We start from the raw sequence: 15,355 nt of genomic DNA, 5'->3' as shown, positions 1-15,355 counted from the left end.
TTTTCAGTTGTTTGCAACAGGTATTGGTGCGCGGTATCTGGTCAGCCAGATCATTGCGCCAGCGATTTTGCGAAAATCAGTGGATACCTTGCCCCTGCTCGTCGATGATCGGCGCGTTGAAGTTGCGGCGATAGTAGTCACCGTCAATAATTTTATATTTCTTATTGACGAAGCGCGCGATGATCTTGCCGTATTCCACTGGCGCCCAACCTTCGCTTCCGAGCACAACCAAGCGCTCATTGATCACGTCGGCCTTCTTGCCATAATCAGCGCCGAAGAAGGCTTTGACCATGGTCATGGTTGTTTTTTCGCTATATGGCAGGAAATTAGCCATTTTTGTGGTTGAAAAAGCGGCGAACTCGCCGGTGGGGAAACTTGCTAAATCTTGATTTGACATCTACTTCACCTACATTTTATTTTGTATCTCTCTAGATTAATGCTAGAATTAACTTGAGTCCAATTTCCGACTGACATTAAGGAGGTATGACGAAATGGCACTATCAACTATCGGCCAAGCTTTGATTGATTTTCAGAAACAGAAAGAACTGACAGACACGCAGATCGCGTTTGAAAGTCACTTTACTGTGGAGAAAATCCATCAAATCAAAGCAGGCGAAAGCGAACCCACTGATGAAGAAGCTAAACGGCTAACGGCCTATTTTGCAAGCAAAAAATAACCGTTGTCATGACAGTGAAGGCCGCTGATGCGGTCTTTTTTTGTTGAACGGGCTGGGGTCACTCCTGGTCTCACGTCCGCAAAATCTTCGCCATGGCGCGACCGCGAGCCAATTCGTCAACCAATTTATCCAAGTAACGGATTTGTTGCATCAACGGCTCGGCGATCGTTTCCACCTGGACCCCACAGATCTTCCCGGTGATCAGGTTCGCCTTCGGATTGAAGGCGGGCGCTTCGGCGAAAAAGGTATTCAAATCAACTTGCGCGGCAATTTGTGCTTGAACCTGCGCTGGCGAATAGCCGGTCAGCCAAGTAATGACTTGATCTAATTCGGCTTGTTGGCGCCCTTTTTTCGTGATTTTCTGTAAATAAAGCGGGTAAATCTGACCAAAGCTCATGCGATAAATTCGTGGTTGGGCCATTTCATCAGCTCCTTGATTTGATAAAACTAACCGATCCCCAATGAGATTCGCGCGTAACGGCTCATCATTTCCGGCGTCCATTGGGGGTACCAAACTAAGTCAATGGCGACGTCATTGACTTCAGGTAATTTCATCACGGCGGTGTCAATGGCTTCGGATAAATAATCGGTCAACGGGCACCCCATGGTCGTCAACGTCATCTTGATCGAGCACAGGCCGTCGTCGTCTAATTCAACTTCGTAAACCAGGCCGAGGTTGACGATATCGATGCCTAATTCTGGGTCGATCACGGTTTCTAAGGCGCCGAGGATCTTCTCTTGCATTGCTTCTGCTTGCTCCACTGCTATCACTCCTTACCGTCATTATACTGATTCACTTACAAAAGCGCAATTGACAAATAGCGGGTTTTCACGCCGCTTGGGTAGCCTTCTGAGCATTCGCCTCGTAAAAGTAGGTTGGCCGCGGCTTGCGCTGCGAAATTCGGGGTGAGCTCGCTGTGGGCGCTGTTTTGAGCCAATCCGCAAAGTGCGCGGCTTGTCTCAAAATCAGGCCTTGTCCTAAGCGGCAAAGCCGCCAAGGACAATTTCACGGCGATCTCACCCCGAATTTCTCCGCTCCAGCCGCTCAACGTTTTAACAGCCGTTTGAGCACTCTCGCCAACTGGCAAGCTATTGCTAAATGATGGAAAGCCACGAAATTTACGGCCGTGGTTAGTGGTTAAAATCTTTAAATTGGTGACACCAGTACAATTTGTCTGATGAACCCAGGCAGCGTCTTGGCGAATCAACCGAATCATTGACCTTCACTCAAGAGGTGTCTAGGGTTGTCTAAGAAAACAAAATTGGGCAAGCTACGCAACGTGGCTCGCTTGACTAACCTAAACTCATTGGTGCTGGCCTGAACTAGATCGGCGCAAATGAAGCGTTAAGGCAACTTTTGGAATGAGAAATGCCAGAACAAAGCGTCATTCCTGAATTATCCGCTTTATTTATGCGCTATTTTTTGCTAAAATAAAGCAACATACCGAATTATTGTATGAAAAATTGAGAATAATTAAAAAGCGATTTATAGTTAAAGATTGAAATAAGGAGTAACCGAAATCATTATGACAAAGAAATTGATTGCCTTAGATCTTGATGGCACAACGTTAAACAACAAGTCAAAGATCACGGCGAAAACTGTTGAGGTGTTGCACCGGGCCGCGGCGCAAGGACATATGGTGGCGATCGCGACCGGTCGGCCGAATCGGATCAGCGAGAATTATTATCATCAATTGGGGCTACAAGGGCCCATGGTGAATTTCAATGGCGGTTTGATCCACATCCCTGAACATCAATGGGCTGGGGAATATTCATCAGCGATTCCACGGGATCTGGTGTTTGATGTTTTGAAGTTGAAGCAAGACCTGCCAATTGAAATGATTGCGGCGGAAGGTAAAAACTTTGTTTACGCTGACCGAGTTTCTGACTTGGATATCGGCTTCTTTCCTAAGGCGCTGGGTCCAGATCAGGTTCTAAACGAGCGGAATTTGCAGGCGGATCCCACTTCCCTGACGATTTTCGTAGATAATCGGGATCAAGAATTCATCCGCGCCACCCTGTCCGCGAAATATCCGAATATTGAGATGAATAGTTGGGGCGGCGCGATCAACGCTTTGGAAATCGTGGAAAAAGGCATCAATAAATATCGTGGGGTGCAATATTTAGCGGAGTATTTTGACATTGCCAATAAGGACATCATCGCATTTGGCGACGAGGTCAACGATTTGGAAATGTTGACCCATGTTGGTTGGGGCGTGGCGATGGCTAACGGTGTTCCTGCGGTGAAGGCCGCCGCCAATGATATCACCACTTTGCCCAACAACGAGGACGGATTAGCCGACTATTTGACCAAGTACTTGGCCGTTTAAAAACAGAGTGCGGAGCGCAACGGGTTGACTTTGAGCATTAACCTAGCAATTGTTTTGGAAGCACGGGCTTGGCTTCCGGAACAATTGCGTAGCTAAGCGGAAAAGTCAGTTGCGCGCAGCACGTTTCAAAATAGAGTGTGGGCCACCCCGGGTAGCTTCTGAGCATTAGCCTAGCCAGGATTTTGGAGGCTGGGCTTGGCCTCCGGAAGCCTGGCGTAGCTAAGCGGAAGGAGCTGGGGCGGCGAACGCGTTTCAAAAAAACAGAGTCGCGGCGCCGCTGGTGGGCAAAGCCGGACTCTATTTTTTGCTTCTGGTTGAATTTTTCGCCGTGGGGCAAGATTGGCGGTTCGCCGCAACAAGATCATACCCGTTGGTTAATAGGCGCCTTCAACCGGCCAGTTTATTGCTCGCTGCGCAAAACGCCGCCATCCGCGTAACGGTTCGGCTGCATTTCGTTCAAAACGACATGGACATGTTCCGCCGGCGCGCCGGTATTTTTGACCACTGCCGCTGTGACCTCGGCAACTAAAGCTTTCAACTGGTCTTCACTACGACCAGCAATCAAATCAATATGAACTAAAGGCATTTTCTTTCCCTCCCTCATTGGAATTGGGTCTGCCTTTATCATGAACAAGGAGCGCTTAAAATGCAACCAAAAATTCAGAGAAGTTCCTGCACCTCGATCCTGATCGGTAAAAACGCCAGCAATGACGGTTCGGTGATCATCGGGCGCAATGAAGATAGTCAAACGGCTTGGCCGAAGCATCTGCAATTCAATCCCCGTCAAAAAGTCAGTGGTAATCATTTTCGCTCGCGGGCAAACAAATTTGAACTGAAGCTGCCTGAGTTGATTTTTCAACATTCAGCCACGCCGGAATGGACAGACCGTTACGGGATCTTTGCCGAAGATGGGATCAACGAGTACCATGTGGCGGTCAGCGCGACCGAGAGCGCTTATGGAAATGAGCGGGTTTTGGCCCATGATCCCTTCGAAACTGAAACTGGCCTATTGGAAGAAGCCATCGTGACCGTCGTACTCCCCTACGTCAAAACCGCTCGAGCTGGCGTGCAACGTTTAGGTGCGATCATCGACGAACACGGCAGCGCAGAAGCCAATGGAATATTGTTCGCTGATCAAAATGAAGCGTGGTATTTCGAAGTTGCTTCCGGGCATCAATGGGTGGCGCAACGAATTCCCGATGACGCTTACGCCGTTGTCGCCAATCAAATCTCAATCCAAACGGTGGACTTTTCTGATCCAGATAACTTTATTTGGGCGCCCCATTTACAAGACTTCGTCACCAAAAACAACCTGTGGCCCGCCGCGCGGCCCTTTAATTTCCGTCGAATTTTTGGCACCAATGATGACTCGGATCTGACCTATAATACGCCTCGAGTTTGGAGTGGCCAACGATTGTTGACCCCTTCCTGTGCACAAACACCCCAGAACCATGAATTGCCATTCCTTCGTCGCCCTGATTATCCGATCACAATTGCCGCCGCGGCGCGTGTCTTAGGTGATCACTTTCAGGGTACCCCTTATGATTTAATGGGCAGTCAACCGGTGACCAAACGTTTCCGGCCGATCAGCGTCGCTACCACCCAAGAATCTCATTTGTTACAATTGCGGCCTGTGACAACGCCAGAGTTGGTTGGGATCCATTGGCTGGCAATGGGCGTGACCGCGCAAAGTGTTTTTGTGCCTTTCTACAGTCAAGGCGCGAAGGTTCCGCAAATGTATCAACGTGGTCGAGAAACTTATGCCCCCACCTCGGCTTATTGGGTCTTCAAGCAGGCTGGCGTTTTGGTTGACCGGGCGCCTCAGGCCTATGCCCGCGATTTAAGTGGCACGCAAACGCAAACCACGCAGGATTTATGGCGACAATTAGCGCTGGCCGACGCTAAGATCAGCGCCTTGGCTAGCGAGCAACGCCAAGCTGCTCTGGATCAAAGTAATGCCCAGGTGGCCAAAGTCGCGCTTAGTGCTTATCAAAAGCTGATCAGCACATTGATCACTAAGCAGACGGCCCGGTCGCCGCTGAACTTTAAGGTGGATCCTAACTTGTAAATTGCTTGGGTTGGTGGGCTTGGGGCGTTGGTGGATTGCAGGTGTGGTGGGGCTCCAGGTCGGGCTGGGGGTGGTGGAACGCGGCGGGCACGATTTTGAGCTTTTCGGAAGCCCACCGAAAATCTCAAAACTCGGCCTTATTGTAGGCGATAAATCGCCAACAATAATATCGCGGCTGACTCACCCCCAGCCCGACCTTCCGCCAGACGAGTGAACAGCCCACCAACGCCAGAGTGTGAGCCGACCCGGGTAGCTCCTGAGCATTAGCCTAGCAATTGTTTTGGAAGCCGCCCTTTGCTTCCGGAACAATTGCGTAGCTAAGCACAGGGAGCTGGGTCGGCGAACACGTTTTGAGTGCGGAACACAACGGGTTGACTTCGAGCATTAACCTAGTCAGGCTTTTGGAGGCTGGTCTTCGCCTCCAGCCGCTCAACGTTTTAACAGCCGTTTGAGCACTCCCGCCGACTGGCAAGCTATGGTCAATTAATGAGGATCCACGGAAACGACGACCTGGGTTAGTGGTTACCAGCTTTAAATTGGTGACACCAGCGCAGTCTGTCTGATGAACTAAGGCAAGTTCTTGATGAACCAGCTCTTCACCAATGTTCGAGCAGCGGGACAGGACATTCTCAATCAATTCAGCATCGTTATCACCACCACAGCAAACAAAAAACACCGTCAGAATTCACGTTGAATTCTGACGGTGTTTTTTAACCAGTAAAGAAGCGGCGATGAAGCTCGGCCGCCAAGTCAGCTGGCGCTGGGACGGGGTCGGTCAGGACCAATTGTGCCGTCGCCACTTCCGCGTACAACTCTTGGCGGCGCTCAAAACGCTGCCGCAAGCCATCGCGGGTCAAGGTGTCGACTAGTGGGCGTCCGGTGTCGTGACTGATTCGCTGCCAGGACAATTCAAAGCTTCCTTTTAGCCAGAGTACTTGTGGCTGGGTCTGTAAAAGTTGGCGGCTAGCAGGGGTTTCGATGATTCCGCCGCCTAAAGCGAGAATATCCGGTCCACGTTGCAGGCACTGGGTCAAATTGTCGTATTCCAATTGTCGAAAACCCGCCTCCCCCCTTTGCTCAAAGATTTTAGCGATGGGGCCATGTTCGCGGACGATGACTTGGTCAAGATCACACAGCGATAACTGGTAGCCTTGGGCCAAGGTTTGCGCGACGGTGCTTTTACCAACACCCATAAAGCCGATCAAGATCAAGGTCATGCTGGTCCCCCCAACGCGCGCACTAAATCCTGTAAAAAGGTGGGATTGGAGATGGCGATGCTATCCAACCCGGCAATGGGAACTTTCGCCTGCAGCAACAATTCGGCGATAACCAGCGTCATGGCGATTCGATGATCGCCATGGCTGTTCAAAGTGGCCACCGTGGGCGCGTGTAAGGCATGGCCGCCGTGAATAACCAGTCCCGTGGGATTCTCATCGATTCGGGCGCCAAATAAGCGGAGCTGTTCGGTAATCACGGCCAAGCGATCTGTTTCCTTATGGCGCAAGGTCGCCGCGTCAGTAATGACGGAAGTTCCAGGCAATTGGGTCGCCAATAGCGCCAGCAAGGGCACTTCATCAATGACGCCACCCAGATTATGCTGGTCGATCTGGATGGTCCCCGTCGGTTGGGTCCACGTTTCAACCAAGAGATCTGCGGCGGGCTCAACTGTTTTTGTTTGGCTCGAAGGTAAAATCGTGATCGGCGCGCCTAGCGCTTGCAACAGCCGCAACAGCCCTGTTCTGGTGGGATTAAGGCTGTGGTTGGTGATAGTCAGTCGACTGTGGGGCCGGAATAAGGCGGCGCAAATCATGAAAGCGGCGCTGGAAGGATCCCCGGGAATCGTTAATTCTTGGGCCTGTAAAGGCTGCCGTTGTGGAGTTACTTGAATTTTACCGGCGGTGGCCGTTACCTGCGCGCCGAATAGTTGCAACAGCCGTTCGGTATGATCGCGTGTCGGCGCTAATTCCCAGAAGACACTGGGTTGGTCTGCCTGTAGCGCCGCCAAAATCAAAGCACTTTTCAACTGGGCGCTGGCGACCGGGAGGCGATAGCGCAAGCCATTGAGCCACTGATTGGGCGCGATCATCAATGGCAGTGTCGCCGTTTCCGTCGTGAACTTGGCGCCCATTTCACTCAACGGTTCGATAATATCGCGTAACGGGCGCTGGGACAGACTGGCATCGCCCTGCAAGTGACTGGTAAAACGTTGGCGGGCCAACAAACCGAGCAACAGGCGGGTCGTTGTTCCCGAGTTGCCTAAATCAAGGCTGACCGCTTCGGCAGTCGGTTGGAATTGCCAACCCCCCTGGCCAATAACTTCGGTGGTGTGATCACGGGTGATCAACTTGACGCCTAAACTTTGTAAGGCTTGTTGCGTTGAGCGGATGTCCGCAGCCGGCAATAAGCCATGGATCACCGTGGTCCCTTGCGCCAACGCGCCGAGCAACAGCGCTCGGTGGGAAATGCTTTTGTCGCCAGGCGTCTGGTAGTTGCCCTGCAATCCCGCGTCAATTGTCGGATCAAATTCAGTTGTAAATAGCGTTGTCGGCGTCATCACGGACTCGCTTCCTTTCAAGGTTGTTCTGAATCATCAAGCCAGGATCATTGGCAGTCGACAACCAGCGGCCCAGTAAGCTAGCGCTGGCGGGCGGGCCTGACGCAAGCGCAAGCCGCCAGTTGGACACCGACGAACCAAGCGCTACTTATCAAAGAATTCCGCTTTGGTCGTCGTTAAGTAGTGCTGATAAGCTGCTTGGATGCGACCAAACTCGTCGCCGCCAAACATTTCGCAAAAAGCCTGCATCAAGACGATTGCGGTCATACTTTGGGCAATCACCGCCGCGGCCGGAACGGCAGTCACATCTGACCGCTGCACTGTGGCTTGAGTCGCGCTCATCGTGCGTAAATCCACGGTGGGCGCCCCATGAGGTTGGGTAGGAATCGGCTTCATCACCAAATCGATCACCAAAGGTTGGCCATTGGTCATGCCGCCTTCCAAACCGCCTTGGTGATTGCTGGACCGCGTGAAGTCGTTGGCGGTGGCCAAAATTGGATCCAACGTTTCTCGCCCTGGTTGTGCGCCAAGAGCAAAACCCCCACCGAAACTGACCCCTTTGATGGCGTTGATACTCATTAGCGCTTGGGCCAAGCGACCGTCAAGTTTGGTGTCGGCGGCCACATAAGAGCCCAAACCAATCGGCAGTCCTTGAACGACCACCTGCAATTGCCCCCCTAACGTTGTTGCCGCAGCTTGGGCATGATCGATTACCCCGCGCATGGCGGCGCTGGTCGTCGCCTCAACCGTGCGCACAGGATCGGCGGCCACTTGCTGCTGGATTTTAGCGAAAGCGGTCAAACTTTGGGGCGCGCTGACGGCGGCGCGCGTTTGCTGGGCGACCGTGACGGCACCGATCCCGCTGACCCAGCCTAAAATCTCGATGCCAAACGCTTGCAGAAACTGGCGGCACAAACTACCAACCGCGACGCGCATGGCGGTTTCCCGCGCGCTGGCCCGTTCCAAAACGTTGCGCAGATCTTGCGTTTGCGCGTATTTCAGCGCGCCGCTAAGATCCGCGTGACCGGGGCGCGGTTGACTGATCGTTCGCTTCCGCCGCGCTGGCGAGCTAGTTTGTCCGCTGGCGTTATTTTCTGCTGTGGGCCAGGGCGCCATCACGTCTTGCCAATTGGCAAAATCGCGATTGGGCAGCAGCAGCCCAATCGGTGAACCCAGCGTCCGGCCGAAGCGCAGCCCACTGATGACTTCCACCTGATCGGTTTCGATCTGCATGCGGCCGCCCCGACCATAACCCTGTTGCCGTTGCGCCAAATCCGCCCATAAAATTGTCCGCGATAACGGAACATTGGCGGGAAACCCGCTAATGATCGCGGATAGATATGGGCCGTGGGATTCACCCGCTGTAACATAATTCAACATTTTGACCATCCTAACCAGTCCCCTAACGCCGCTAATGGGACTTGATGCAGATAGGGTTGACCCCAATCCCGCAGTAAAACCAACTCGACCTGGCCGGCGGCGACTTTTTTATCCAGGGCGATTTTGGCCAATAATTGCGCTGGCGTCATCGCGGCCGGAATTGCTGTGGGCAACTGCAACGCCGTCAAGGTCGCGCTGACCGTCGCCAGAACTTCTGGCGCCAGCAGACCATGAGCGACGGCGGCGGTCAAGATGCTCACCATGCCAATGCTGACCGCCTCGCCATGCCGCAATTGCCCAGCGGCCAAAGCTTCGACAGCATGGCCGACGGTATGACCAAAATTCAAATAGCGCCGTTCCCGAAAATCGTAAAAGTCGCGGGTCACCAAGTCGCTTTTCACCTGAGCACCCTGGCGCACTAATGGGGCGATCGCGGTCAACAGCGCTGGATCCCCTTGCTGGATACCAGCGCCTAAACCAGCGGTCAAAGCGACCAAACTCGCGTGCGCCGGATCAAACTGAGAGCCGATCAACAGGCACTTGATCATTTCCGCCAAGCCACTGCTGATTTCTCGCGGTGGCAGACTGGTCAGAAACACCGGATCACTGAACACCGCCTGGGCCGGATAAAAGCTACCGATCAAGTTCTTCGTTTCCGCGAAATCAACCGCCGTTTTACCGCCCAGGCTACTGTCACCTTGGGCCACGACAGTCGTTGGGAGTTGGATCAGACCCATCCCCCGCATATAGGTGCTGGCCACAAACGCGCCAAGATCACCGATCACCCCACCACCTAAGGCAATCAAGACATCTTGGCGGGAAAATTCGTTTCGGCGCAAAACCTGATAAAGCGTGCTGGCGGTCGTTAAATTCTTGCTGGCCTCACCAGCGGCGATAACCTGCGTGATCACCGTCAACCCAGCCGCGGTCAGCTCAGTGACCAAGGAACGCAAATAAAGCGGCGCCACATTGTCGTCGCTTAAGAGCAAAATTTTTCGCGCCGCGGTCGTTTGTAGAAATGGCCGTAACTGCTGACGCGCGCCAGGTCCCAAGGTGATCTGGGTCGTTTTGTCCGCCAGCGCCAAGGTCCATTGGCTCAATTCAGTGGCACCAACCGTTGCCGGCGCCGCGCTGGACTTGGCCACGGGTTGAAGTTGAGAAGCACCGTCATTGGGCTTAGTCATGATCAACAGGTGCCGTAGTGGCAGTGGACTGCGCCGGCGTCTGCAGGTCTGATGTTAGCGGTTGTTGCAGCAAGGCGTGGATCTGTTGAACTTGTTGCACCAAGGGCGCGAACTGCGCTGGCGTTAATTGTTGCGCCGCGTCGGACAAAGCCTTGGCGGGATCTTGATGAACTTCGACCAACATGCCTTGGGCGCCAGCGGCCACGCCAGCCTTAGCCAACGGCGCAACCAGATCAGCGTGACCAGAAGCGTGGCTAGGGTCAACAATCACCGGATAGTGGCTGAGTTTGCGTAAGACCGCAATGCCGCCGACATCCAAAACATTGCGCGTATAGGTACTATCAAAGGAACGGATTCCCCGCTCGACCAGCATGATCTGTAGATTGCCCTGGGCCGCGATGTACTCCGCCGCGTTCAACATTTCATCGATTGTCGCAGCCAGGCCCCGTTTCAGCGCGACAGGTTTCCCCGCCTTACCCACGGCCTTTAATAGGTCAAAGTTCTGCATATTGCGCGCCCCGATTTGGAAAATATCCGTGTAAGGCGCGGCGACGGCGATTTCATCGATCGACATGACCTCGGTGATCACATCCAGACCCTGTTGATCCGCCGCGGCGCGTAAGTAGCGCAACCCGGTTTCCCCTAGGCCTTGAAAGTCATAAGGTGAGGTCCGCGGTTTGTAGGCGCCACCACGAATCACCGTGGCGCCCGCCGCTTTGACCTTCGCGGCTAAATCAGTGATCATCGCCTGGTTTTCCACAGAACAAGGGCCCGCCATCACCGTGAATTGCTGCCCACCGATCCGGTTATGCGCAGTTTGGATAATCGTGTCCTCCGGATGAAAAACCCGACTTCCCAAGACATACCGTGGTTGTTCGGTGATCACGTCCGCGATGGCTGCCTGCTCTCGCGGCGTTAATTCCAAATGGGCCACATCAAAGATAACCAAATGATTTTTAACCAAGATGCCATGATAATGAGCATCCTTGAGTTTACGCAAAATCTCTTGGAGGACCGCTTGATTCACTGGTTGTTTAAATTGAATAATCAAAGTAAAACCTCACTTTATTTTTAAATAGTCTCGCAATTGGGTCAAGGGTAATTCTTGCCCCGTCCACGTTTGAAAGGCCGCGTCCGCTTGATATAGCAACATGGCTAGGCCATTATGCGTCGCCAAACCACAGGCGGCCGCTTGGGCCAACAACTTGGTCTGGCGCGGTGAATAGATCACATCCCACACACTGGCCGTCGCCGGCAACTGCCGCAAATTGGCCAAGGCTAAGGGACTCTGGTTCTGGTGAGCGCCAAAACCAAGATCAGTGGCGTTGATCACCAAATCGACCTGTGACCACGCGACCTGATCCAATTGGGCCCAATCCATCACGGCAACTGTCGCCGCGCCTAATTCCGCCACCAATTCCTGTAATTGGCGAAAATGAGGCCGTTGCTGGCGCTGGAAAACTTGTAACTGCGCCACCCCGGCTTGCACCAAGGCCACCAAAATCGCCCGCGCCGCCGCGCCGCCACCCAACAACACGATTCGACTACTGGTCGTGGTGATCCCCGCAGCCTGTAACCCACGAACAAAACCGATGCCGTCCGTATTCGTGCCGACGAGCTGACCCGCCGAATTGGTCACCGTGTTGACCGCGCCAATTAATTGAGCCGTGGGCGTCAGCACGTCTAAATCAGGCAAAATCGTCTCCTTATCTGGCAGCGAAAGATTACAACCGCTCAAATTCAAGGCCCGGATACTTGTCGCTAACGCCGCGCCTGAATGGTTCCCACTGTCAAACGCCAGATAAACCGCGTTAAGTTGACGCGCCGCAAAGCCTTGATTATGCAGCCATGGTGATAAACTATGATGAGCTGGATGAGCCAACAAACCATAAACCTGCGTGGCCGCATCGATCGGCATAGCCAGCGGTTTGGCGGCCAGACCTGCGTTAGCCGCGCCGGCCATCGCCTTGCTTTCAGCTGGCTTATTGGGCATTCAATTCACTGATCTTCAAGATCACGTCCACCGCTTTTTCCATCACTTGTAACGAAACGAATTCGTAACGGCCGTGCATATTCTCGCCGCCTGCGAATAAGTTAGGCGTTGGCAAGCCCATGAAGGAGATCTTGGAGCCATCGGTGCCACCGCGAACAGGTTCTTCATCAGGCGTGATTCCTAGGGCAACCATCGCTCGCTCCGCCAATTCAACCACGTCCATATGGTCCTTCATCACTTCGACCATGTTGTAATATTGGTCATACATCTTCACTTGAACACGTGGTTGGGCAAATGGTTCGTTCAATTTCGCCGCGATTTTTTCCACCAAAGCCTTGCGCCGCGCCAAACCGTCGCGTTCAAAATCCCGAATGATATAGGACATTTTCGCTTCGTCAACGGTTCCATTGAAGCTCAACAGATGGAAAAAGCCCGCCCGTCCGTCCGTTTTTTCTGGGACTTCCGCCGCTGGTAAAGCGTTTTGGAAATCGATTCCCAGTTGTAAGGCATTGACCATGATCCCCTTGGCCGTGCTAGGATGCACGTTTTTGCCGGCGATAGTAACTTCTAAGGCCGCGGCGCTAAACGTCTCGTACTCCAACTGACCTTCGGGACCGCCATCAACGGTATAAGCGAAATCAGCGTTAAAATCAGCCACATCAAACTTATCGGCTCCGGTCCCGATTTCTTCATCAGGCCCAAAACCAACCTTCAAATCACCGTGCTTGATCTCCGGATGGGCCAGCAAATACGCCAGCGCGGTCATGATCTCGGCCACCCCTGATTTGTCATCGGAACCAAGCAGCGTACTGCCATCGGTGGTGATCAAAGTATGCCCCGCATAATGGGTCAGCGCCGGAAATTCTGCCGGATCCAAGACATAGTTGCCAGCCGCATCAAGCGGAATGATGGCTTGACCGTCATAATTCTCCACGATTTGCGGGGCAACCCCTTCCGCGTTGAAATCAGCGGTGTCCACATGGGCCAAGAATCCGATCGTGGGCACTTTTTTGGCTTGGTTACTTGGCAAAAGCGCAGTCACGTAGCCATTAGTTTCGTTATACTTTACTTCCGCCAAACCCAGATCCTTTAATTGCTGGACCAACTTGTTTAGAAAAACGACCTGACGTTCCGTTGAAGGAATTGTCGTCGAATTTTCGTCTGAGCGGGTATTTTCTTTCACGTAACTGAGGAATAAAGGGAGTAGCTCTTGATATTTTGTCATGGGAAAACCTCCAAATTTTTTAAACGTGTTCGCCAGCCCAGCTTCTTCCGCTTAGCTACGCAACTATTCTGGGGGCATAAACCAGCCTCCAAAATAGTTGCTAGGCTAATGCTCGGAAGCTAACCGGGGTAGCTCACACTCTGCTAAATAAATTGAAACGGATCGGTACTCAATTGGGACGAACACACGCTGAGTTGCCAGTTGTTGGCCTGGGCCCACTGGCTGATCAGCGGCGGCAGTTTGGTCTTGATGACCGCTTCGATGTGATGTCCGGGATCGATCACCGATAAACCATGGGCCAACATATCGTGCGCGGTATGATAATAAACATCACCGGTGATCAACACTTGCGCGCCTGTCCCAGCCACCGCCGGATAAAACTTACCACCGTCACCACCAATGATCGCCACCTGCTCCACCAATTGGTCGGGCTGGTGCGTGATCAAGCGTAAACCAGCGACCTGAAATTTGCTTTTGCAAGTCACCGCAAACTCACGGACCGTTTGCGCTTGCGGCAAACGCCCGACCACACCCAAATATGCCGCCAATTGGGGCTCGGCTTTCGGACGCGGATTGAACGCCCGCAACTCAGTCAAACCCAGAACTTCGGCCAGCCACGTATTCATGCCGCCACTGACCTCATCGAGGTTTGTATGCGCCGCAAAAACACTGATGTCATGTCGCAATAACGTGGCGTACATGGCGTTTTGCGGATCCGCCAGATCCAAATTGACCGCGGGATGGAACATCATTGGGTGATGGGCGATGATCAAATCGACCTGGGCCGCCACCGCCTCAGCCACAACTTCGGGCCGCACGTCTAACGTGACCATCACTTTGTGGACCACTTGCTCCTGCCGTCCTAACTGCAATCCCACAGGGTCATGCGGTTCCGCATAGGCCGGTGGCGCTAATCGTTCCATTTCAGTGATCAATTGTTGCACAGTTGGTGTGCTCATCAGTGCCCTCCTTGACAAAAAATTATTTTCGCGGTTGGACTTGTTCGAGCCCGGCTTCGATCAAAGTGATCTCGCGTTGCAAGGCCGCCAATTTCTCCAGCGGCAAGGTTTGTGCCTGTTGTAGTTGACGCACCAATTTCTGTCGTTGCGCTAATTTGAATTGCCAGTAGCGCACAAACGTTGGCTCTGCCCCGGCCTGAAGCAAGCAAGGCCCCATCAACGCTTCGAGGTCGGTATATTGCAGCGGTTCCTTGCTGGGCTGCGCCTGCATCATCTGATAGCAGTGCCCATCGTCAAACACGATTTTCTCCGCGGTGATCCGCCATTGATGGGCCGCCAGCCATTGCCGCACCTCGGCCACATTTTGGTTCGGTTGTAAGACCAGCCCCGCTAAACTAGCGACCGTCGCCGCACTGCGGGCTAAGATCTGCGTGATCAAAAAACCACCCATTCCCGCCAAAACCGCGCATTGCATCTGATCGGCAGGCGCAATAGCCGCCAACCCATCGGCCAAGCGCACCGTGATCCGCTCACTTAAGCCCGCGGCGGCCACGTGTTCCTCCGCAATGGCGAAAGGTCCCGGGATCACTTCGCCAGCCACCCCTTGCTGCAATTGACCGATCTCGGCCAAATAAATCGGCAAATGGGCATGATCGGAGCCAATATCAGCGATGCGCGACCACGGCGCCGTCAAATCCGCGACAGCCTGTAAACGTCTTGATAATTTTTGGATCGCAGTGACCTCCTTCAGCATTTCAATTCTTCAGACAAGTTGGGACTCGTCAGTTGATAATATCCCTATTATAGCAATTATTCCGCTTTGAAAAAACCTCCCGCAGGCGCAAATCTTGAGGCTGCTGGTGGGAAAAACAAAGCTCCGGTCAAAATTAGCTGGGGATTGGGCGGGAATTGCTGTTTAGTGGGCTTTTAGTTCCCTGTTTTGATCTATCGCCTAATTGCAGGTTTTGGTGGGTGTTGCGCGTGA

18 protein-coding genes are annotated in these 15,355 nt (G+C 53.1%); 3 read left to right on the top strand and 15 right to left on the bottom strand.

Features of this window, described 5'->3' with window-relative positions:
• Positions 1-76 precede the first annotated feature (76 nt).
• Positions 77-397 carry a hypothetical protein gene (locus ACYVSB_RS02480; protein WP_461218304.1) on the bottom strand — a complete coding sequence of 107 codons (321 nt, stop codon included), beginning with the start codon at positions 395-397 and terminating at the stop codon, positions 77-79.
• Positions 398-491: 94 nt separating this feature from the next.
• On the opposite strand from ACYVSB_RS02480, the gene ACYVSB_RS02475 reads away from it, so the two are divergent.
• On the top strand, positions 492-677 hold the full coding sequence (locus ACYVSB_RS02475; RefSeq protein WP_125595921.1) for an LBP_cg2779 family protein: 186 nt from the start codon (positions 492-494) through the stop codon (positions 675-677).
• 70 nt (positions 678-747) lie between these two features.
• Here the strand turns inward: ACYVSB_RS02475 and ACYVSB_RS02470 are convergent, their stop codons facing one another.
• Genes ACYVSB_RS02470 through ACYVSB_RS02460 form a run of 3 tightly spaced genes read right to left on the bottom strand, consistent with a single transcriptional unit; the run spans position 748 to position 1,894 of the window.
• Positions 748-1,098, bottom strand: a complete 351-nt coding sequence (locus ACYVSB_RS02470; protein WP_461218303.1) for a DUF2200 domain-containing protein — start codon at positions 1,096-1,098, stop codon at positions 748-750.
• A 26-nt stretch (positions 1,099-1,124) separates the two neighbouring features.
• The gene (locus tag ACYVSB_RS02465) at positions 1,125-1,421 is read right to left on the bottom strand and encodes a metal-sulfur cluster assembly factor (RefSeq protein ID WP_125596378.1); all 297 of its coding nucleotides are present in this window, start codon (positions 1,419-1,421) and stop codon (positions 1,125-1,127) included.
• Positions 1,422-1,474: 53 nt separating this feature from the next.
• On the bottom strand, positions 1,475-1,894 hold the full coding sequence (locus ACYVSB_RS02460; RefSeq protein WP_461218302.1) for a hypothetical protein: 420 nt from the start codon (positions 1,892-1,894) through the stop codon (positions 1,475-1,477).
• A 309-nt stretch (positions 1,895-2,203) separates the two neighbouring features.
• On the opposite strand from ACYVSB_RS02460, the gene ACYVSB_RS02455 reads away from it, so the two are divergent.
• Entirely contained in the window at positions 2,204-3,007 is an 804-nt protein-coding gene (locus tag ACYVSB_RS02455) for a Cof-type HAD-IIB family hydrolase (RefSeq protein ID WP_461218301.1), read from the top strand.
• Between the two features lie 400 nt (positions 3,008-3,407).
• Here ACYVSB_RS02455 and ACYVSB_RS02450 read toward each other — a convergent pair whose 3' ends face one another.
• Complete coding sequence (locus ACYVSB_RS02450; RefSeq protein ID WP_125595934.1) at positions 3,408-3,593, bottom strand: 2-hydroxymuconate tautomerase; 186 nt, start codon at positions 3,591-3,593, stop codon at positions 3,408-3,410.
• Positions 3,594-3,653: 60 nt separating this feature from the next.
• On the opposite strand from ACYVSB_RS02450, the gene ACYVSB_RS02445 reads away from it, so the two are divergent.
• The gene (locus tag ACYVSB_RS02445; protein WP_461218300.1) at positions 3,654-5,075 is read left to right on the top strand and encodes a C69 family dipeptidase; all 1,422 of its coding nucleotides are present in this window, start codon (positions 3,654-3,656) and stop codon (positions 5,073-5,075) included.
• A 268-nt stretch (positions 5,076-5,343) separates the two neighbouring features.
• Here the strand turns inward: ACYVSB_RS02445 and ACYVSB_RS02440 are convergent, their stop codons facing one another.
• The 10 genes from ACYVSB_RS02440 to ACYVSB_RS02395 all read right to left on the bottom strand — a co-directional run bounded on the left by ACYVSB_RS02440 (position 5,344) and on the right by ACYVSB_RS02395 (position 15,124).
• Positions 5,344-5,712, bottom strand: a complete 369-nt coding sequence (locus ACYVSB_RS02440; protein WP_125595940.1) for a hypothetical protein — start codon at positions 5,710-5,712, stop codon at positions 5,344-5,346.
• Positions 5,713-5,785: 73 nt separating this feature from the next.
• Positions 5,786-6,292 carry a shikimate kinase gene (locus ACYVSB_RS02435; protein ID WP_125595943.1) on the bottom strand — a complete coding sequence of 169 codons (507 nt, stop codon included), beginning with the start codon at positions 6,290-6,292 and terminating at the stop codon, positions 5,786-5,788.
• Positions 6,289-7,629, bottom strand: coding sequence for a 3-phosphoshikimate 1-carboxyvinyltransferase (gene aroA, locus ACYVSB_RS02430; protein ID WP_125595946.1), 1,341 nt, complete (start codon positions 7,627-7,629; stop codon positions 6,289-6,291). The genes ACYVSB_RS02435 and aroA overlap by 4 nt, the downstream gene beginning before the upstream one ends.
• Before the next feature lie 144 nt (positions 7,630-7,773).
• Positions 7,774-9,009 (bottom strand): chorismate synthase, encoded by a 1,236-nt coding sequence (aroC, locus tag ACYVSB_RS02425; protein ID WP_461218299.1) that lies wholly within the window; start codon positions 9,007-9,009, stop codon positions 7,774-7,776.
• Complete coding sequence (aroB, locus tag ACYVSB_RS02420; RefSeq protein ID WP_461218298.1) at positions 9,003-10,193, bottom strand: 3-dehydroquinate synthase; 1,191 nt, start codon at positions 10,191-10,193, stop codon at positions 9,003-9,005. Before aroB ends, aroC begins: the two co-directional genes overlap by 7 nt.
• Complete coding sequence (gene aroF / locus ACYVSB_RS02415; RefSeq protein ID WP_125595954.1) at positions 10,186-11,244, bottom strand: 3-deoxy-7-phosphoheptulonate synthase; 1,059 nt, start codon at positions 11,242-11,244, stop codon at positions 10,186-10,188. Before aroF ends, aroB begins: the two co-directional genes overlap by 8 nt.
• A gap of 9 nt (positions 11,245-11,253) precedes the next feature.
• On the bottom strand, positions 11,254-12,186 hold the full coding sequence (locus ACYVSB_RS02410; RefSeq protein ID WP_125595957.1) for a shikimate dehydrogenase family protein: 933 nt from the start codon (positions 12,184-12,186) through the stop codon (positions 11,254-11,256).
• Positions 12,176-13,411, bottom strand: a complete 1,236-nt coding sequence (gene pepT / locus ACYVSB_RS02405) for a peptidase T (protein ID WP_125595960.1) — start codon at positions 13,409-13,411, stop codon at positions 12,176-12,178. The genes ACYVSB_RS02410 and pepT overlap by 11 nt, the downstream gene beginning before the upstream one ends.
• Before the next feature lie 143 nt (positions 13,412-13,554).
• Positions 13,555-14,370: a Nif3-like dinuclear metal center hexameric protein gene (locus ACYVSB_RS02400; RefSeq protein WP_125595964.1), complete on the bottom strand. Its 816-nt coding sequence runs from the start codon at positions 14,368-14,370 to the stop codon at positions 13,555-13,557.
• A 22-nt stretch (positions 14,371-14,392) separates the two neighbouring features.
• Positions 14,393-15,124 (bottom strand): tRNA (adenine(22)-N(1))-methyltransferase, encoded by a 732-nt coding sequence (locus ACYVSB_RS02395; RefSeq protein WP_125595967.1) that lies wholly within the window; start codon positions 15,122-15,124, stop codon positions 14,393-14,395.
• Positions 15,125-15,355 lie beyond the last annotated feature (231 nt).

It is taken from the genome of Lapidilactobacillus salsurivasis (assembly GCF_054785215.1).
The sequence above is the reverse complement of the archived record's forward strand: the minus strand, read 5'-3'. Positions and strand labels throughout refer to the sequence as shown.

Bases quoted from the DNA above. Each gene is read 5' to 3' on its own strand.
- aroC (WP_461218299.1), bottom strand. From the start codon at position 9,009: ATGTTGAATTATGTTACAGCGGGTGAATCCCACGGCCCATATCTATCC.
- ACYVSB_RS02470 (WP_461218303.1), bottom strand. From the start codon at position 1,098: ATGGCCCAACCACGAATTTATCGCATGAGCTTTGGTCAGATTTACCCG.
- aroA (WP_125595946.1), bottom strand. From the start codon at position 7,629: ATGACGCCGACAACGCTATTTACAACTGAATTTGATCCGACAATTGAC.
- ACYVSB_RS02475 (WP_125595921.1), top strand. From the start codon at position 492: ATGGCACTATCAACTATCGGCCAAGCTTTGATTGATTTTCAGAAACAG.
- ACYVSB_RS02450 (WP_125595934.1), bottom strand. From the start codon at position 3,593: ATGCCTTTAGTTCATATTGATTTGATTGCTGGTCGTAGTGAAGACCAG.
- ACYVSB_RS02480 (WP_461218304.1), bottom strand. From the start codon at position 397: ATGTCAAATCAAGATTTAGCAAGTTTCCCCACCGGCGAGTTCGCCGCT.
- ACYVSB_RS02460 (WP_461218302.1), bottom strand. From the start codon at position 1,894: ATGATTCGGTTGATTCGCCAAGACGCTGCCTGGGTTCATCAGACAAAT.
- ACYVSB_RS02445 (WP_461218300.1), top strand. From the start codon at position 3,654: ATGCAACCAAAAATTCAGAGAAGTTCCTGCACCTCGATCCTGATCGGT.
- pepT (WP_125595960.1), bottom strand. From the start codon at position 13,411: ATGACAAAATATCAAGAGCTACTCCCTTTATTCCTCAGTTACGTGAAA.
- ACYVSB_RS02435 (WP_125595943.1), bottom strand. From the start codon at position 6,292: ATGACCTTGATCTTGATCGGCTTTATGGGTGTTGGTAAAAGCACCGTC.
- ACYVSB_RS02455 (WP_461218301.1), top strand. From the start codon at position 2,204: ATGACAAAGAAATTGATTGCCTTAGATCTTGATGGCACAACGTTAAAC.
- ACYVSB_RS02465 (WP_125596378.1), bottom strand. From the start codon at position 1,421: ATGCAAGAGAAGATCCTCGGCGCCTTAGAAACCGTGATCGACCCAGAA.
- aroB (WP_461218298.1), bottom strand. From the start codon at position 10,193: ATGACTAAGCCCAATGACGGTGCTTCTCAACTTCAACCCGTGGCCAAG.
- ACYVSB_RS02410 (WP_125595957.1), bottom strand. From the start codon at position 12,186: ATGCCCAATAAGCCAGCTGAAAGCAAGGCGATGGCCGGCGCGGCTAAC.
- ACYVSB_RS02400 (WP_125595964.1), bottom strand. From the start codon at position 14,370: ATGAGCACACCAACTGTGCAACAATTGATCACTGAAATGGAACGATTA.
- ACYVSB_RS02395 (WP_125595967.1), bottom strand. From the start codon at position 15,124: ATGCTGAAGGAGGTCACTGCGATCCAAAAATTATCAAGACGTTTACAG.